General features: G+C 43.2%; 17 protein-coding genes. 10 read left to right on the top strand and 7 right to left on the bottom strand.

Annotated elements, in window-relative coordinates; genetic code table 11:
• Window positions 1-8 precede the first annotated feature (8 nt).
• From MTTB_RS04020 to cgi121, 4 genes are read left to right on the top strand one after another with little or no spacing between them, the layout of a single operon-like run.
• The gene (locus MTTB_RS04020) at window positions 9-1,145 is read left to right on the top strand and encodes a geranylgeranyl reductase family protein (RefSeq protein ID WP_248565216.1); all 1,137 of its coding nucleotides are present in this window, start codon (window positions 9-11) and stop codon (window positions 1,143-1,145) included.
• Window positions 1,136-2,167 carry a TIGR01177 family methyltransferase gene (locus MTTB_RS04015; RefSeq protein ID WP_248565215.1) on the top strand — a complete coding sequence of 344 codons (1,032 nt, stop codon included), beginning with the start codon at window positions 1,136-1,138 and terminating at the stop codon, window positions 2,165-2,167. Before MTTB_RS04020 ends, MTTB_RS04015 begins: the two co-directional genes overlap by 10 nt.
• Window positions 2,158-3,666 (top strand): 2-isopropylmalate synthase, encoded by a 1,509-nt coding sequence (locus MTTB_RS04010; protein ID WP_248565214.1) that lies wholly within the window; start codon window positions 2,158-2,160, stop codon window positions 3,664-3,666. The genes MTTB_RS04015 and MTTB_RS04010 overlap by 10 nt, the downstream gene beginning before the upstream one ends.
• Window positions 3,641-4,108 (top strand): KEOPS complex subunit Cgi121, encoded by a 468-nt coding sequence (cgi121, locus tag MTTB_RS04005; RefSeq protein WP_248565213.1) that lies wholly within the window; start codon window positions 3,641-3,643, stop codon window positions 4,106-4,108. The genes MTTB_RS04010 and cgi121 overlap by 26 nt, the downstream gene beginning before the upstream one ends.
• On the opposite strand, the gene MTTB_RS04000 is transcribed toward cgi121, so the two are convergent.
• Together MTTB_RS04000 and MTTB_RS03995 are read right to left on the bottom strand one after the other, a co-directional pair.
• Window positions 4,092-5,057 (bottom strand): DegT/DnrJ/EryC1/StrS family aminotransferase, encoded by a 966-nt coding sequence (locus MTTB_RS04000; RefSeq protein ID WP_248565212.1) that lies wholly within the window; start codon window positions 5,055-5,057, stop codon window positions 4,092-4,094. The genes cgi121 and MTTB_RS04000 overlap by 17 nt on opposite strands.
• Window positions 5,054-6,232 carry an Nre family DNA repair protein gene (locus tag MTTB_RS03995; protein WP_248565211.1) on the bottom strand — a complete coding sequence of 393 codons (1,179 nt, stop codon included), beginning with the start codon at window positions 6,230-6,232 and terminating at the stop codon, window positions 5,054-5,056. The genes MTTB_RS04000 and MTTB_RS03995 overlap by 4 nt, the downstream gene beginning before the upstream one ends.
• 75 nt (window positions 6,233-6,307) lie before the next feature.
• Here MTTB_RS03995 and MTTB_RS03990 point away from each other — a divergent pair, with 75 nt between their 5' ends.
• Entirely contained in the window at window positions 6,308-6,712 is a 405-nt protein-coding gene (locus tag MTTB_RS03990) for a GAF domain-containing protein (protein ID WP_248565210.1), read from the top strand.
• Between the two features lie 6 nt (window positions 6,713-6,718).
• Here MTTB_RS03990 and MTTB_RS03985 read toward each other — a convergent pair whose 3' ends face one another.
• The 4 genes from MTTB_RS03985 to MTTB_RS03970 all read right to left on the bottom strand — a co-directional run bounded on the left by MTTB_RS03985 (window position 6,719) and on the right by MTTB_RS03970 (window position 9,629).
• Window positions 6,719-7,084 carry a DUF5402 family protein gene (locus tag MTTB_RS03985; RefSeq protein WP_248565209.1) on the bottom strand — a complete coding sequence of 122 codons (366 nt, stop codon included), beginning with the start codon at window positions 7,082-7,084 and terminating at the stop codon, window positions 6,719-6,721.
• A complete protein-coding gene (locus MTTB_RS03980) occupies window positions 7,084-8,079 on the bottom strand; it encodes a peptidase U32 family protein (RefSeq protein ID WP_248565208.1) in 996 nt (331 codons plus the stop codon). The genes MTTB_RS03985 and MTTB_RS03980 overlap by 1 nt, the downstream gene beginning before the upstream one ends.
• Window positions 8,080-8,142: 63 nt before the next feature.
• Complete coding sequence (gene guaA, locus MTTB_RS03975; RefSeq protein ID WP_248565207.1) at window positions 8,143-9,069, bottom strand: glutamine-hydrolyzing GMP synthase; 927 nt, start codon at window positions 9,067-9,069, stop codon at window positions 8,143-8,145.
• Complete coding sequence (locus MTTB_RS03970) at window positions 9,069-9,629, bottom strand: GMP synthase subunit A (protein ID WP_248565206.1); 561 nt, start codon at window positions 9,627-9,629, stop codon at window positions 9,069-9,071. Before MTTB_RS03970 ends, guaA begins: the two co-directional genes overlap by 1 nt.
• A gap of 364 nt (window positions 9,630-9,993) precedes the next feature.
• On the opposite strand from MTTB_RS03970, the gene MTTB_RS03965 reads away from it, so the two are divergent.
• Genes MTTB_RS03965 through MTTB_RS03945 form a run of 5 tightly spaced genes read left to right on the top strand, consistent with a single transcriptional unit; the run spans window position 9,994 to window position 13,224 of the window.
• A complete protein-coding gene (locus tag MTTB_RS03965) occupies window positions 9,994-10,137 on the top strand; it encodes a hypothetical protein (protein ID WP_248565205.1) in 144 nt (47 codons plus the stop codon).
• A gap of 8 nt (window positions 10,138-10,145) precedes the next feature.
• Window positions 10,146-11,210, top strand: a complete 1,065-nt coding sequence (trm14, locus tag MTTB_RS03960) for a tRNA (guanine(6)-N2)-methyltransferase (protein WP_282570388.1) — start codon at window positions 10,146-10,148, stop codon at window positions 11,208-11,210.
• A 39-nt stretch (window positions 11,211-11,249) separates the two neighbouring features.
• Window positions 11,250-12,095 carry an ATP-binding response regulator gene (locus MTTB_RS03955; protein WP_248565272.1) on the top strand — a complete coding sequence of 282 codons (846 nt, stop codon included), beginning with the start codon at window positions 11,250-11,252 and terminating at the stop codon, window positions 12,093-12,095.
• The gene (locus MTTB_RS03950) at window positions 12,058-12,474 is read left to right on the top strand and encodes a methanogen output domain 1-containing protein (protein WP_345894023.1); all 417 of its coding nucleotides are present in this window, start codon (window positions 12,058-12,060) and stop codon (window positions 12,472-12,474) included. Before MTTB_RS03955 ends, MTTB_RS03950 begins: the two co-directional genes overlap by 38 nt.
• Window positions 12,475-12,498: 24 nt before the next feature.
• Window positions 12,499-13,224: an ATPase domain-containing protein gene (locus MTTB_RS03945; protein ID WP_248565203.1), complete on the top strand. Its 726-nt coding sequence runs from the start codon at window positions 12,499-12,501 to the stop codon at window positions 13,222-13,224.
• Window position 13,225: 1 nt separating this feature from the next.
• Here the strand turns inward: MTTB_RS03945 and MTTB_RS03940 are convergent, their stop codons facing one another.
• Window positions 13,226-14,254 carry a M42 family metallopeptidase gene (locus tag MTTB_RS03940; protein WP_248565202.1) on the bottom strand — a complete coding sequence of 343 codons (1,029 nt, stop codon included), beginning with the start codon at window positions 14,252-14,254 and terminating at the stop codon, window positions 13,226-13,228.
• Window positions 14,255-14,257 lie beyond the last annotated feature (3 nt).

The following is a 14,257-nucleotide window of genomic DNA, read 5'->3' as shown; positions in this document are numbered from 1 at the left end:
GGATACAGATGTGGGATTATGATGTTCTTGTCCTGGGAGCTGGTCCAATCGGATCCACCCTCGCAAGATTCTTAGCAGAAAAGGGCTTTAAAGTTGGTTTGGTTGAAAAGAAGAGGATAGTGGGCTTACCACTTCAATGTGCCGGTTTAGTGTCATGGAAGATAAAAAAGGTTAACATACTCCCAGATGAGTTTATAATAAACAGGATAAAAGGCGCGATCATACACTCACCATCAGATTACACCCTAAAAGTCTCTAAGGATAAGGTGGAGGCCTATGTAATTGACAGGGTATCCTATGACCAGTACCTGGCAGGTGAGGCCGTCTCCCATGGAGTTGAACTTTTAACAGGCAGTAAAGTGACAAAGGTTGACCATAATCAGGGCAAGGTGACAATAAACGGGGCAGGCACCCTATCAGCTCCCATAATCGTTGATGCGATGGGCTTCAAACCCGGCCAGAGAGGGTTCCGGGCAAAACAATACCTTATAGAATTCCAGGATACTAAAATGGATCCTGAATTCCTTGATTTGAAAATCAACTCGGATATTAGCCCCGGCTTCCTCTGGAGGATACCCCTATCAGAGACAAGGGCTAGGATAGGCTTCTTCTCAGAATCTGAAAAATCTTGGGATTTCCTAGTCAAGTTCATAAAAAGTTTTTCATCCCAGTTCAGGACACTTGAAAGATACCATGGTAACATACCAGCAGCAGACCCTGATAGAAGATTATACAAGGGCAGGTGCATCTTCATAGGCGACTCAGCAGCCCAAGTAAAACCAACCACTGGAGGGGGTCTAATATTAGGCTTCAGAGCAGCTAGGATAGCGGCCGAGACCATAGAAGAGGCTATAAGTGAGGGGGATCATAATATACTCAGGAAATACCATGAAAGATACCATGAAATTCACGACAGGGAAATCAAAAATCAACTCAGAGTACAGAGAACCTTTAAACTCTTAGACAACGAGGAACTAGATAATATAATCCTAAAAATGAGGGAAAAAAACCTTAAGGATATCATAATGGCGTATGGTGACATGGATGATCAAACCCCACTAATACAGGAATTCTTAAAGAGGGGCCTTTTCGCATCATTGATACCATCCTTCATCTGGAAAAAGGTGACAAGAATATGGAAATAGCAGTGATACTTTCAGGAGAACACAAAACATTACCCCCAAGTGAAGTCAAGAACCTACTAGAAGCAGAAAATGCAAAATACAGGATAAAATATCACAGAGACAAGTTGATGACCCTCGAAGTCCAAGCAGATAAAATCCCCACCCTTTCTAGGCTAGCCTATACACATGAAATATCCCAGATCATATCAAAAACCACACCCGAGAATCTTGATAAGACAATAAAATCCATACCATGGGAAAGGTTAATAGAAGGCGACTTCGCAGTCAGGGCAAAGAAGATAGAGAAAATCCCAATAGATTCGCCGATTATAGAAAAAAAGGTAGGCGCCATGATAAAGGAGGGCCACCCACACTTTCAGGTGAACCTAGAAAACCCGAGGACGCTAATCCGCTTGATCATAGAAAAGGATAAAATATTTATCACAAAAAGACTCTATAAGATCGACAAGAAACACTTCAACAGTGCGAAGCCCCATAAAAGACCATTCTTTTATCCTGGCTCCATGAGCCCGAAACTTGCCAGGTGTATGGTCAACCTTTCAGGTGTCAGAGAGGGGGAAAGACTACTAGACCCCTTCTGCGGAACCGGGGGCATACTCATAGAAGCGGGTATAATAGGGGTGAAGGTCATAGGAGCTGACATAGACCCTAAGATGATTAAAGGAGCCGAGGAAAACCTCAAATATTATGGTATAAGAGATTATGAGCTTATAAGGGCCGATGCTAGGAGTCTTAAACTTGAAAAGCCGGTGAAGGCCATTGTAACCGACCCACCCTATGGTATATCCGCTTCTACCCAGGGAGAGAAACAAGAAAAACTTTATAGGGAATTCCTCAAAACTGCAAAATATAACCTACAAGAAGATGGTAGAATATGCATAGCAACACCACATTACCTCCAACTAGAAAATATAACAGATGAATTCAAAATAAAAGAAAAACATGCTATAAGAATGCATAAAAGCCTCACTAGGATCATATATACACTGGAAAAAAGTGGGGGTTCATATCATTGCAAGTGAAAATATTAGATACAACACTCAGAGACGGTGAACAAACACCAGGAGTCTCATTAACGCCAGAAGAGAAACTTAGAATAGCATTAAGATTAGACGATCTAGGTGTTGACATCATCGAAGCCGGATCAGCCATAACATCCGAAGGCGAAAGGGAGGCTCTGAAAAAGATCGCGGAAGAGGGACTGGACGCTGAAATATGCAGTTTTGCACGTCCACTGAGAGGGGATATTGACGAGGCAATAAAATGTGACGTTGACAGCATACACCTGGTAGTCCCAACCTCCGAACTACATATAAAAGACAAACTCCGAAAACCCCCAAGCCAGGTAAAAGAGGAGGCAATAGAATCTGTAGAATATGCCAAGGATCATGGGCTGATCGTAGAATTCTCAGCTGAAGACGCTACAAGAAGCGACATGCAATTTCTAAAAGGAATATTGGAAGAGAGCATAAGTGCAGGGGCCGAGAGAATCTGCGCATGCGACACCGTAGGAATCCTAACACCTGAAAGAGCCTACGAATTCTACGGCGAACTTTCAAAACTCAAAGCGCCACTAAGCGTCCACTGCCACAACGATTTCGGACTCGCGGTCGCGAATTCACTTATGGGCCTAAGGGCTGGTGCAAGTGAAGTACACGCAACCGTAAATGGTATAGGTGAAAGAGCAGGTAACGCCGCCCTCGAAGAAATTGTAGTAGCCCTCCACTCACTCTATAATGTCAAAACCAAGATCAATACAAGAATGTTATATGAAACTTCTAAGATGGTAGCAAGACTCACAGGAGTATACATCCAACCCAACAAGGCCATTGTCGGCGAAAATGCATTTGCCCACGAATCGGGCATACATGTTGATGGCATACTTAAAAAAGCCGAAACATATGAGCCCATAACACCCGAGCTCGTGGGTCGTGAGAGAAGATTCGTAATGGGTAAACATATTGGGACTAGTGCGCTGAAAGAAAAGCTAGAAGAGTTCGATTTTAAAGTTGATGAAAAGCAGTTCCAACAGATATTTGAGAGGGTTAAAAGCCTAGGTGACATGGGCAAGTGTGTAACAGATGTGGACCTCCAAGCCATAGCAGAGGACGTGCTAGGCATCGTGGAGGATAAAATAGTGAACCTTGAGGAGGTTACAGTAGTATCAGGCAATAAAGTGACGCCAACAGCATCAGTGAAACTAAGAATAAATGAAAAGGAGATCCTAGAAGCCGGTATAGGTGTGGGACCTGTTGACGCGGCCATAGTAGCTATAAAGAAGAGTTTAGAGGATTTTGCGGATATAAAATTGGAGGAGTACCACGTAGATGCTATAACGGGGGGTACAGACGCCCTTATCGACGTGATAATAAAGCTCAGGTACAAGGACAAGATCATAAGTGCAAGAAGCACGCAACCAGACATTATAATGGCCAGTGTAGAGGCATTCATAATTGGAGTTAACCGACTATTAGCAAATGAAAAAATGAGGAAAAATGGAGATAGAAATCCTAGGATTTAAGGGCCGGGTAAAGGATATAAATGAGACCCTAAGCATGCTGGAAGATGATGGTATCGTACAGTTAATGGATGCCAGGGCTGTGGCTGGTAGAGAGCACGTGTTACACGCCACAGCACATGCAATCAAAGCATTCGAGAGGGGGGAGAACATAGCAAATGACATTGGCTTGGAAATATGCCTAAGGACGGCTGCCACAAGGCAAATAAGCAAAGCCCTTAAGATGGTGGGCCTCAGGGAAGGGCCAATGGAAATATGCGCGGTCCTGATAGACTCTGATAAGTTAGATATGTTATCAAGGATGTTTAAGAGGGATGACACCGTCCTCGAACCAGACACTGAATATCTTAAGAAACTTTATAAGCTGACATGGGATGAGATAGAACTCGTAGGTGTTACAGGGGCTCTTATGGAGCGCACAACCCTGCTCATCCTCGAATCGTAGACTCTATCAGCTTTATCAGATTGTCAAGGTTGTCCTTTGTGATGGATTCAATCTCTAAATTTTTTATTTCCACTGCTATGGCCTTCTTCTTCAAGCGATCATAGCTTGGACAGACGGTTAAGATGTTTCCACCATCCACTTTTATGATTCTACGGAGTCTCCTAGCATCCTCGGTGGGATCCTCTGTGGGTATTATTATGTTCACACCCCTACTTCTTGGATGGTATACTCTTTTTAATTTCCTTTTGAGGTATGCTGTGGCTTCAATGAGCTTTTTTAGTGTTTGTGGCGCCATTTTAAGTTCCTCGTTTATTGCTGCTGGTAGATAGGGGTCAATCTTCAAGGTCCTTAGGAGTGGATTGTCTTGGAGTATTCTCTTGTTGGAGGTTGCTATGAAGCCTCCGCCACCGGCATTCACTATCTTGGGGGATCCTGTTGATGCTATTATAACATCATTGTATTTGCTGTTACAGAGATGGCCAAGGGGATCACCTATGCTCCCTGAGGCGTCTTCGACGAGTATCACACCATTCTCGGAGCAGATGTCATGGATTTCCTTGATTGGCTGTTCAGCAGTGTAACCGGCGAAACTTGTTAAAAAGAGCGCAGAGACCCCCTCCTCCTTGATTGTGTTTTCGAGTTCTCCGGGTTCTATAATCCCAAGGCGAGTTTTTAGTGTTATCGTTTCTTTATTGAGGAACCTTGGGATTTGTTTGAAACCGCGCCAACCACCTTGATCGGGTATGAGGAAGGGTGGGGGTAGTCTGCTCATAACAGTTAATAGGGCGGCGTTCCCACTATTCACGAGTTTAGCCATTCTATGTCCTGTTAGTTCTAATATTCTTTTTTCAGTCTCTTGTAGGGTCTTCTTTGCCTTGGATGGTTCCATGGCGATTTTGCAGAGAGCTTTCATAGCGACCTTTGATGGTCTTCTAAATTTGAGGTTCAAGGGCTTCTCCCCTTCTGTGTGAATTCGTCGAGGCTTGTCTGTCTACTGGTCTCTCTGAGGAGGTGGCTTTCCCTCATATACTCGTCGAGTTCGAGGTTTAAGCGGCTTTTAATGTACTTTAACATGCTATTGAGAGTGTTGAATTCCTTGGGGTTTTGGCTCATGGCATTTTTCACATTCTCGCGTACATTGAACACTCCCAGTGGAATGTATCCCTTGTATGCTTCCCTTAATACTATTGCACCGGCCTGTTTCTTTTCACGGTCGAGGGCGTCAAGCACAGCCATCTTTGAACTGTAATAACAGCCGCCAACCCTTGAGTATCCCCTTTTTGAACCTCCAACTTCATAATCTGAGAATATAAGCTTTTCCGATCCGATAACGCCAAGGAAAACTTCTATCCACTCGTATTGCCATCTTGTAGGTGTTAATATTATTATATACTTGTTTTTAAAACTTTCAAATTCATGTACTCTGTAGTAGTCGATGGTCTCATAGGTTTGGATTCTTTTAAGGAGTTTGTCTGCTAGTATGCTGTCGCAGGCTGTTATGGACCAGCGGGTGGGCACGAGCCTGCGTCTTTCCTCAACGCCTAAAGCCCCCACTGATAGGCTCTTCTGTATAGTGGAGAATGGCACCCCCACCTTATAGAGGTTGTATATTGCATCAGATGCTTTAAGGTCGGTATCATAGTAGGCCTTTTCAAGGTGACGATCCCACCTTATATTATCAACTTGGAAATATTCTATTGGGGCGCTAGGCCCGTGTGGTGGATGTTCATCATTGAAAAATTGCACTCCCCTCGGTTTATATGAAAATAGGGCTTCGCTGTCAACGGGGGATTTAGCGAGTGTTATCTCTTGGAGTTTTTCCACTAGTTTGTTGTTGAAGTCTTTGACATGGACTCTCTGTTTTCCCCTTACGAGGTTGAGGCGATATCCTATGATATCTTGGATACTTTTACCTTGTGGTATCCATTCTTCTGGTAAATCCATGAGTTGAACTTCGCTGTTATCGGTTGTTACAAGGGGTCCTGCATAAACTTTTGGATAATTGTAGCTTCCGATGAAAACTGATGGGGGTGTGGATCCTTCGATTTCTTTCTCAAAGTTTGATGATTTCAGTCTAATGTTCCGTGTAAGTTTTTGAAGGTATAGATACTTTGATTTTATCATTAGAAAAATTTTATAAAAACTTTACCCTAATATAATCATCGTATGAACTCTAATAAGGAGAAGATAATAGGGAGGGTGCGGGGGAAACTTAGAGCCGATCTGTCCATTGAGGAGATAATAGGATTACTTTCGAGTATACCCTACTTTGACTGGGTTGGAATATACATATTAGAGGGTGATGAGCTTGTATTAGGCCCATATAGGGGTCCTGTCACGCCACATGTTAGGATACCCCTAGAGCGGGGGATATGTGGGAGGGTTGCTAGGACTGGTAGGGCATCTATTGTTGATGATGTTTTATCTGATGATGATTATCTTCAGTGTAATGAGAGTGTTAAATCTGAGATAGTAGTCCCTATAAAAGGGGATGATAGGATCCTTGGAGTTCTTGATGTTGACAGTAAGAGGCCTGCTGCCTTTGACGAACTTGACAAGGGCTTGCTTGAGGAGGTTGCATTGATACTCTCAAGGCTGCTCTAGTAACGATTATTTGAGGATTATTATGTCTGGGCGTGATGTTATACTTCCAAGTTCTCTTTTGCATCTTCCACAGAATCTTCTGGCGGTTATCCCAACGACCATATAGGTTCCTGGGAAGTTCCTCGCGTATATCATGTCTGCCTTGAGGCCTAACCTTCCTAGGATATCCTTTAGGGTTTTTGTTATTTTTTTGTGGAAGACCTCTGCTTCTTCTGTTTCAAGGCCCCTGATGTCTGCGAGCAATCCCCTGCAGCCGCATGCCATGTTGAATATTTTCACCTCGGGGACGAATATTGCCCTCCCACTCAGTTCTTGGAGGGTGTCCTCGATTTTGTCCCTTGCATGGGACAATTCATTCAGGGTTTTGTTCATTATAGGTCCCTTCTTTTAAGGATTAATTCCTTTGCGAGGTTTTCACAGAAATTACATTTATGGCATGATTTTTTGCAGGTTTTCCATTGTCTTATGGCACCTTCGAGTTTCTCGTTTGGTATGTGGAAGTGGTCCCTTAATTCGTTTGGGCAATCCAATAATTCTAGGAGGTTGCCCTTGTGGTGTCCTTTGAGGTAGCTTTTCATGGTGTTTATTATCCAGTGGGTGGTGTTTGCTCTGCCGGAAATTTTTATTATGTCTATGCCTATCTTCTCATATTCGTGGATGTCTTCTGGTCTTATCCAGGGTGATCTTATTATGAGGGTGGGGTCCCTGACCCGGAGTGAAATGCACTTTTCAAAATAATAGTCTCCCATGATGGCTATTTGGGGTGAGGCTGTGATATGTGAGAATAGGTTGAAGTGTGAGTAACGGAATGGGCATTTGTAGAGGCATGCTTCATTGGCTATAACTTTAAGTTCACATGTTGTGGCTTCTCTTATAGCCTCTAATAGGTTGAAGTGTCTGTTTATGTTCGTGTCAACTGTTATCTCATCAGCTCCTAGTTCTTCGAAGAATTTGGCCCTTTGGGGTGAGTCTACGTGGGCTATGCATGATACTCCCACTTTTAGGTCCTGTAGTTCCTTTGATATCATCTCCACTAGGTAGGGGTCTGAGACTATGACTGTGTCCACGTTTAGCGTCTCTAATTCTTCTAGGTACTTTCTGAATATGTTATAGCCATTGGAGGTTAAGTGTTGCCCTGCCAGGCATGAGGAATTTAGGATGAGTTTGAATTTGATATTGTGTCGGTGTGCATAGGATGCTTGTCTTCCAATGTCTTCTAGGAGCGGTGAATGTAGTGTTGCCCGGCCGCTGCCCATGTACTCTGATGGGCCTGCCATGTAAACTTCATGTATGCTCCCTTTTAATTCTTTTATGATTTCTTTGAGGGATTCTGCGTCCCCTGGCAGTGGCGTGCTAAATTTCATCATTGATTATCATATGGGGGGTACCATAATATAACAATTATGATAATAAAAAAAGTAGAGTTCTTATTATGCGAATTCTATGGTGCTTGGCGGCTTATCACTCACTGAGAGGGCTACATGTGTCACCTCGGGTATCTCAGCTGTTATGCGCTTGGATATCCTCCTTATGATGTCCCATGGTAGTTCGGGTACCCTTGCTGTCATGGCGTCTATTGATTCCACCATCCTTAAAACTACAAGATAGCCAAAATCTCTTATGTCCCCTTTAACGCCTGTGACCATTGTATCAGTGAGTACTGCGAAGTATTGCCAGAGTATTTCATCTAATCCCGCGGCTATTATCTCCTCCTCCACTATAGCATTAGCCCTTCTACATATTCTAATCTTCTCAGGGGTTATCTCCCCTATTATCCTAACTGCAAGCCCGGGACCTGGGAATGGTTGTCTCTTGATTATCTTATCTGGGAGGCCAAGTTCCCTGGCGAGTATGCGGACTTCATCCTTGTAGAGTTCCCTTAGGGGTTCAACTATCTTCAGGACGAGGCCATGTGGTAGGGTTACGTTATGGTGTGATTTGATCTTACCCTCACTTTCAATCCAATCAGGCGCTATCGTCCCCTGGACGAGGTATTCTGCGCCTATTTCCCCGGCAACCTCCTCGAATACTTCTATGAATACTCTGCCGATTATCCTGCGCTTTTCCTCGGGGTCTGTTACGCCTCTGAGTTCTTCTAGGAACCTGTCTGATGCGTCGATGAAACGTAGGTTAAGGCGGTCGCTGAAAGTTTCCTTGACATAATCTACTTCACCCTCCCTTAGGAGGCCATGATCCACGAATACTGCTACTAGCCTATCACCTATAGCCTTACTAGCGAGTACGGACGCAACTGAACTGTCAACACCACCTGATAGGGCTATTATAGCCCTACCATCACCTACACGCTCTTTTATATCCTCTACTGCCTTTTTTATGAAATCTGATGGTTTGAACATTATTCTACACCTTCACATACACTATAGAAGTTTTCGAATATCCTAGGACCCTCTGGTGTGTGATGAACCTCAGGATGAAACTGCACACCATAAAGTGGCCTTCTAACATGTTTCATGGCTTCTATCTCACATATACTTGACCTTGCAAGGACTTTAAAGTTTTCTGGTAAGATTTTAACTTCATCCTTGTGCGAAGCCCATACACTCATATGAGGTCCGAGGCCCTTGAATATATCGTCTTCGTCTAGTATTTCTATTTCTATCTGGGCGTATTCCTCGGATTTTGCACTGCCAACAGTACCATTGAATGCTAGGGCCATGAGCTGATGTCCAAGGCATATGCCAAGTATGGGCACCCTAATCTTCTTTATATATTCTATGGAATTCCCAGCCTCCTCTAATGAAGGTCCCCCACCTATTATGATCCCGGTGGGCTCATATTCTAGGAGGGTGTCAACTGGGATGGTATTTGGTATCATCTTTGAGGGTATATTAAGGTATCGTAGCGTCCGATGGATCCTATGATTGTATTGTCCATAATTGTTCACAATGAATATCATATTCCCACTCCCAAGGGGAAACTAGTGAACTACCCCCTCCATGATGGGAGGGGGCTTCCTGTTTCAACGACGAGACCTGCCCAGCTAAAGCAGGGGGGATGCTGAGTAGTGGTCTTGTCTCAACAGGGCTCAAAGGACTGTCACAGCCCCGGGTTTGGTTTTGGATGGGTAAAGACGAAATTTGCAGCCGAGCACTTCCTCGCTCCCCCCCACATATTAAAAGGTGGCCAAAATGATACCAGAAATCATATCGCATGTTTATCAACTTATGTCTCTACATAACCATAAATGTTTTTCGGCTTTCATCCCCATGGGGGGTTCCCGCCAAAAAAGTTAAATTATATAAGCCCCTAGATGGGTAATTATGGAAGTACGAGATATTATATATTTGATAGTGGCGGTGATACTTGCAGTCATAGTCTTCTATGTGCTCATATGGTTACTGCCAGTGATAGTGATCCTCATAATAGCATATATTATATATATCTTCCTCAAGTCAGGAGACTAGAAAAGAAGATGCAGGTATATGCTACAACACACAGGGGATTGGAAAGGGTAACAGCAGAAGAAATCCGAGAACTCGGGGGTAAACTACAAAAATATGGTAATGGTAGAGTCTATTTTAAGTGTGATGAAAGGTTGATCAGCAGCTTAAATTATCATATGCGAACCTGTGAAAGGATCATAGTACTACTCAAATCCGTGAAGGTCACAGGACTCGAGGATATCTACAAGGAGATTAAAGACATTGATTTTTCATTTATAAAACCAAATGAAAGTTTCGCTGTAAGATCAAAAAGAGTGGGCGTACACGACTTCAACTCCATGGACATTGCAAGGGTTGCTGGTGACGCGATCATAGAAAGCTACCAATCCTCCGCTAAAAAACGCCTCAAAGTAAACCTGGACTCCCCCGATAACATAATCAGGGTCGAATTAATCCATGACCTTCTACTGGTGGGCGTTGACACCACAGGGGATAAGGGCCTGCATAGGAGGGGCTACAGAGTATACCAGCACCCAGCACCACTCAACCCGACGATAGCGGCTGCGCTCATCAGAATATCGGATTGGAGGCCGGAGAAGATACTTGTAGATCCCATGTGTGGTAGTGGTACAATACTGGTCGAAGCAGCCCTCGTGGGGAGTGACATCCCCCCGGGTCGGGTTAGAGAAGGTGGAGAACTCCCATTCAACCCTAAACTTAAAATTTTAGGCGTTGAAAAGTTCGGGAAACACGTTAAGGGTTGCCGGGAAACGCTATCAAAACTTGGGATAGACTTCATCAAGGTCATACAAGGTGACGCGGAGCATCTAGATCAGCATGTTAAAGAAGCCGATACTATCGTGACAAACCCACCATATGGGATCAGGATCGGGAGAAAATCTAAGATCAAGAAACTTTATCATAACTTCCTCAAGACCGCGAAGGATATCCTCACAGAAAATGGGAGTATAACACTCTTAACACCCCATGAGAAAATCCTAAAAAGTACAGCTACAAAATTAGACTATGAATGGAGTGAAACACCTATAGTCTATGGTAATCTACCAGTGAAAATATTCAAACTAACTATATAAACTCGCCGGAGGCGGGTGGGATTGGCCATAAAGTTGTTAGTGGTTGAAGATGAGAGCATAGTAGCCCTTGACATTAAACATAGGGCTGAATTGTTAGGCTATGAGGTTGTGGGTATAGCAAGTTCAGGGGAGGAAGCCCTAGAACTTACTAGGGAGAAGAAACCGGACCTAGTCCTCATGGATATAGTCCTAAAGGGTGAAGTGGATGGTATAGAAGCTGCGGAGATAATAAAGAGGGAGTATGATATTCCAGTAGTGTATCTCACAGCCCACGCTGATAAAGAAACCCTTAAAAGGGCTAAGCTGACAGAACCATTCGGTTATCTTATAAAGCCATTCGATGATAGGGAATTTCAGAGTGTAATTGAAGTAGCCACATACAAGCATTTGATGGATTCAAAGCTTAGGATAAGCGAGAAAAGGTACCGTAAACTAGTAGAGTCTTCACCGGATCTAATCATGCTCTTGGATAGGACTGGGAGGATTGTGCTCCTTAATAACGCTTTTGAAAGGGTTACAGGGTTCCCAAGGAAAAAATTTTATAAGAGGCATGTTAGGATCCTCGAAGAGATGGGTATTATCAGCGGGGGAGAATCTGAGAAGCTCATGGATGAACTTATAAAACCATTCAAGGACCGCCTGGATGATCCGGTAAAGGTGAAAATAAAAGACAAGAACGGGAAAGAACACTACCTTGAGTTTTATGCCACCACTATAAAAAATGGGGAAAATTTTATACAGGTTATAGGATATGATATAACAGCAAAGGTGGAAGCTGATGAAAGAAGATTAAAGTTGATCAGGGAAAAAAACAAGAAGAGAACTATATGGTTTCCTCCTATCAGCCATACCAGTATTTGCATCAATAGTCCCCCCACAGCTTAGGAATAGTATAATAAAAAATTTCGGGGACAAATTCGAAAAAAACCTCAAACCCTCATTCAATGAACATATGAAAAGAAAGGGCCTATTATCCCAGATCAGAACAGGGAAAATAGAAAATCCTAAGAAAATCTTCAAAGCCTATATATCATGGTTGGAGTCATTCCTCAAAAACCTTGGAATAAAAACAAGAATAATAGAAGATGACTATTACAAATTCGAATTCGTAACATTCCCTTGGAGTGACCATATGAGGATAAATCCCATGTTTTCACTCATGTTCAGAACAATACTCTTGAGAAGCTTCACATGGACAAAACTCAAAGGGAAGGTAGTGCAAACATCTAAAAGGGAAAAACTCGAATTCGAATTCCACATATAATAAAAGTATGGGGAGGCATTTGAATTGGGAGAATTTGAAAAATTTCAGAGGATAAGTACAGGTATAGAAGACTTGGATGAGATATTGGGGGGATTCCCAGTAGGTCGCAGCATACTCATAACAGGGGGGGCTGGTTCTGGTAAAACGATAATGGGTTTGCAATTCGCTATAAAAAGTGCACAGGATGGTCTTGGGACAGTATATATCACCACAGAAGAGGATGAGAGCGACCTTAATTTCCAATGCAACTCCTTCGGCTGGGATATAAGACCATTAATCGAGGATGGTAGACTAGAGATAATGAGCCTAGCCGCTACCAGGGCCATAGTTACAGAGGCTGAGATGAAGATCGGCATCGAATCAATGAACGAGGACATTGGAAGGCTCCTAGAGGCGGTTCCACCCGATACTAGAGTGCTTATCATAGACAATCTCGGGAGTCACACTGGCAATTTAACACCCTATGAGTTCAGGAATAGGTTTGACTTCTTCGTATATGAATTGAAGAAGAGGAATATAACAAGTCTGATAATACTTGATAGTGCAACGGCCAGGGAATTTAATGAGATAGCATTATTCTCAGTTTATGGTGCTATAAACCTTATAAAGAGGGAGAATCCTTACACTGGTAGAAGGGAAAGGGTCATGGATATCGTTAAGATGCGTAGTACAAGAACCCCAATCGACTTTGTACCTTATAGGATAGGTGAAAACGGGATCGAAATAATAGAAAAGGTAAAATATGAATAGGCTATAGGCGTTCAAGGGCCTTTAGGATGAGCTTAACACAATTTTTAATATCATCCATGCTCGCAACACTTACAGGCGTGTGAATATACCTTGTGGGTACTGAGACAACACCTGCTGGTATACCCGCGCGGGTTAAATGTATTGCTGTGGCATCTGTTGTACCACCCTCACTAACTTCTAATTGTATGGGTATGTCCTCTTCCTTTGCGGTTGAAAGAAGCCAATCTCTGATCCTTTTGTGGGTTATTATACCCTTACCACTTGCATCGGTTAAGATTATTGCCGGTCCGTGGCCGAGTTTGGCTGGAGCATCCTCTTCTTCCATGCCTGGATGATCCCCTGCTATTGTAACATCAAGTGCCAGGGCCATGTCAGGGTTTAATTTGAATGCTGATGTCCTCGCACCCTTGAGGCCCACTTCTTCTTGGACCGTCCCAACACCATATATTGTTGCCTTGGATTCAGCCGCCTTTAAAACCTCTATTAGTATGAGGCAGCCTATTCTATTGTCAAGGGCTTTACCAGTGAATAGGCTGTTTGGGAGTTCCTTGAATGGGACTTTAAAGGTTATGGGGTCTCCAATTCTTATGAGTTTTTCCGCGTCTTCTTTTGAGGCCGCTCCTATGTCTATGAACATCTTCTCATAACTTGTAATCTTTTTTCTCTCCTTTGGTTTCATCCTATGCGGAGGCTTTGAACCTATGACCCCTGCTATTGGACCCTTTTTTCCATGGATTTCTACTGGTTGGTTGAGTAGCATCTGATCGTTTATCCCACCGATCTTTGAAAACTTTATGAAACCTTTCTTGTCAATGTAGCGTACCATGAGGCCTATCTCATCCATGTGAGCTGCTAACATTATACTGGGAGCCTCGGGGTCGCCTTCTCTGGTTATTATAAGGTTTCCAAGGTTGTCCTCTTCTATATTATCCACTTGTCCATTTAGTTCATCTTTTATTATCTCTCTTATCTCATCTTCAAAACCTGATATGCCATTGGCTTCTGATAAACGCCTCATTAAATCAAACATTCT

It is taken from the genome of Methanothermobacter tenebrarum (assembly GCF_023167465.1).
Taxonomy (GTDB): Archaea; Methanobacteriota; Methanobacteria; order Methanobacteriales; family DSM-23052; genus Methanothermobacter_A; species Methanothermobacter_A tenebrarum.
Note: the sequence above shows the minus strand (reverse complement) of the source record. Positions and strands in the feature narration are given on the sequence as shown.

What these genes read in the sequence shown, in the direction of transcription:
- MTTB_RS04020 (WP_248565216.1), top strand. Translation starts at nt 9, where the DNA reads ATGTGGGATTATGATGTTCTTGTCCTGGGAGCTGGTCCAATCGGATCC.
- MTTB_RS04015 (WP_248565215.1), top strand. Translation starts at nt 1,136, where the DNA reads ATGGAAATAGCAGTGATACTTTCAGGAGAACACAAAACATTACCCCCA.
- cgi121 (WP_248565213.1), top strand. Translation starts at nt 3,641, where the DNA reads ATGGAGATAGAAATCCTAGGATTTAAGGGCCGGGTAAAGGATATAAAT.
- MTTB_RS03995 (WP_248565211.1), bottom strand. Translation starts at nt 6,232, where the DNA reads ATGATAAAATCAAAGTATCTATACCTTCAAAAACTTACACGGAACATT.
- MTTB_RS03985 (WP_248565209.1), bottom strand. Translation starts at nt 7,084, where the DNA reads ATGAACAAAACCCTGAATGAATTGTCCCATGCAAGGGACAAAATCGAG.
- MTTB_RS03980 (WP_248565208.1), bottom strand. Translation starts at nt 8,079, where the DNA reads ATGATGAAATTTAGCACGCCACTGCCAGGGGACGCAGAATCCCTCAAA.
- guaA (WP_248565207.1), bottom strand. Translation starts at nt 9,069, where the DNA reads ATGTTCAAACCATCAGATTTCATAAAAAAGGCAGTAGAGGATATAAAA.
- MTTB_RS03970 (WP_248565206.1), bottom strand. Translation starts at nt 9,629, where the DNA reads ATGATATTCATTGTGAACAATTATGGACAATACAATCATAGGATCCAT.
- MTTB_RS03965 (WP_248565205.1), top strand. Translation starts at nt 9,994, where the DNA reads ATGGAAGTACGAGATATTATATATTTGATAGTGGCGGTGATACTTGCA.
- trm14 (WP_282570388.1), top strand. Translation starts at nt 10,146, where the DNA reads ATGCAGGTATATGCTACAACACACAGGGGATTGGAAAGGGTAACAGCA.
- MTTB_RS03940 (WP_248565202.1), bottom strand. Translation starts at nt 14,254, where the DNA reads ATGTTTGATTTAATGAGGCGTTTATCAGAAGCCAATGGCATATCAGGT.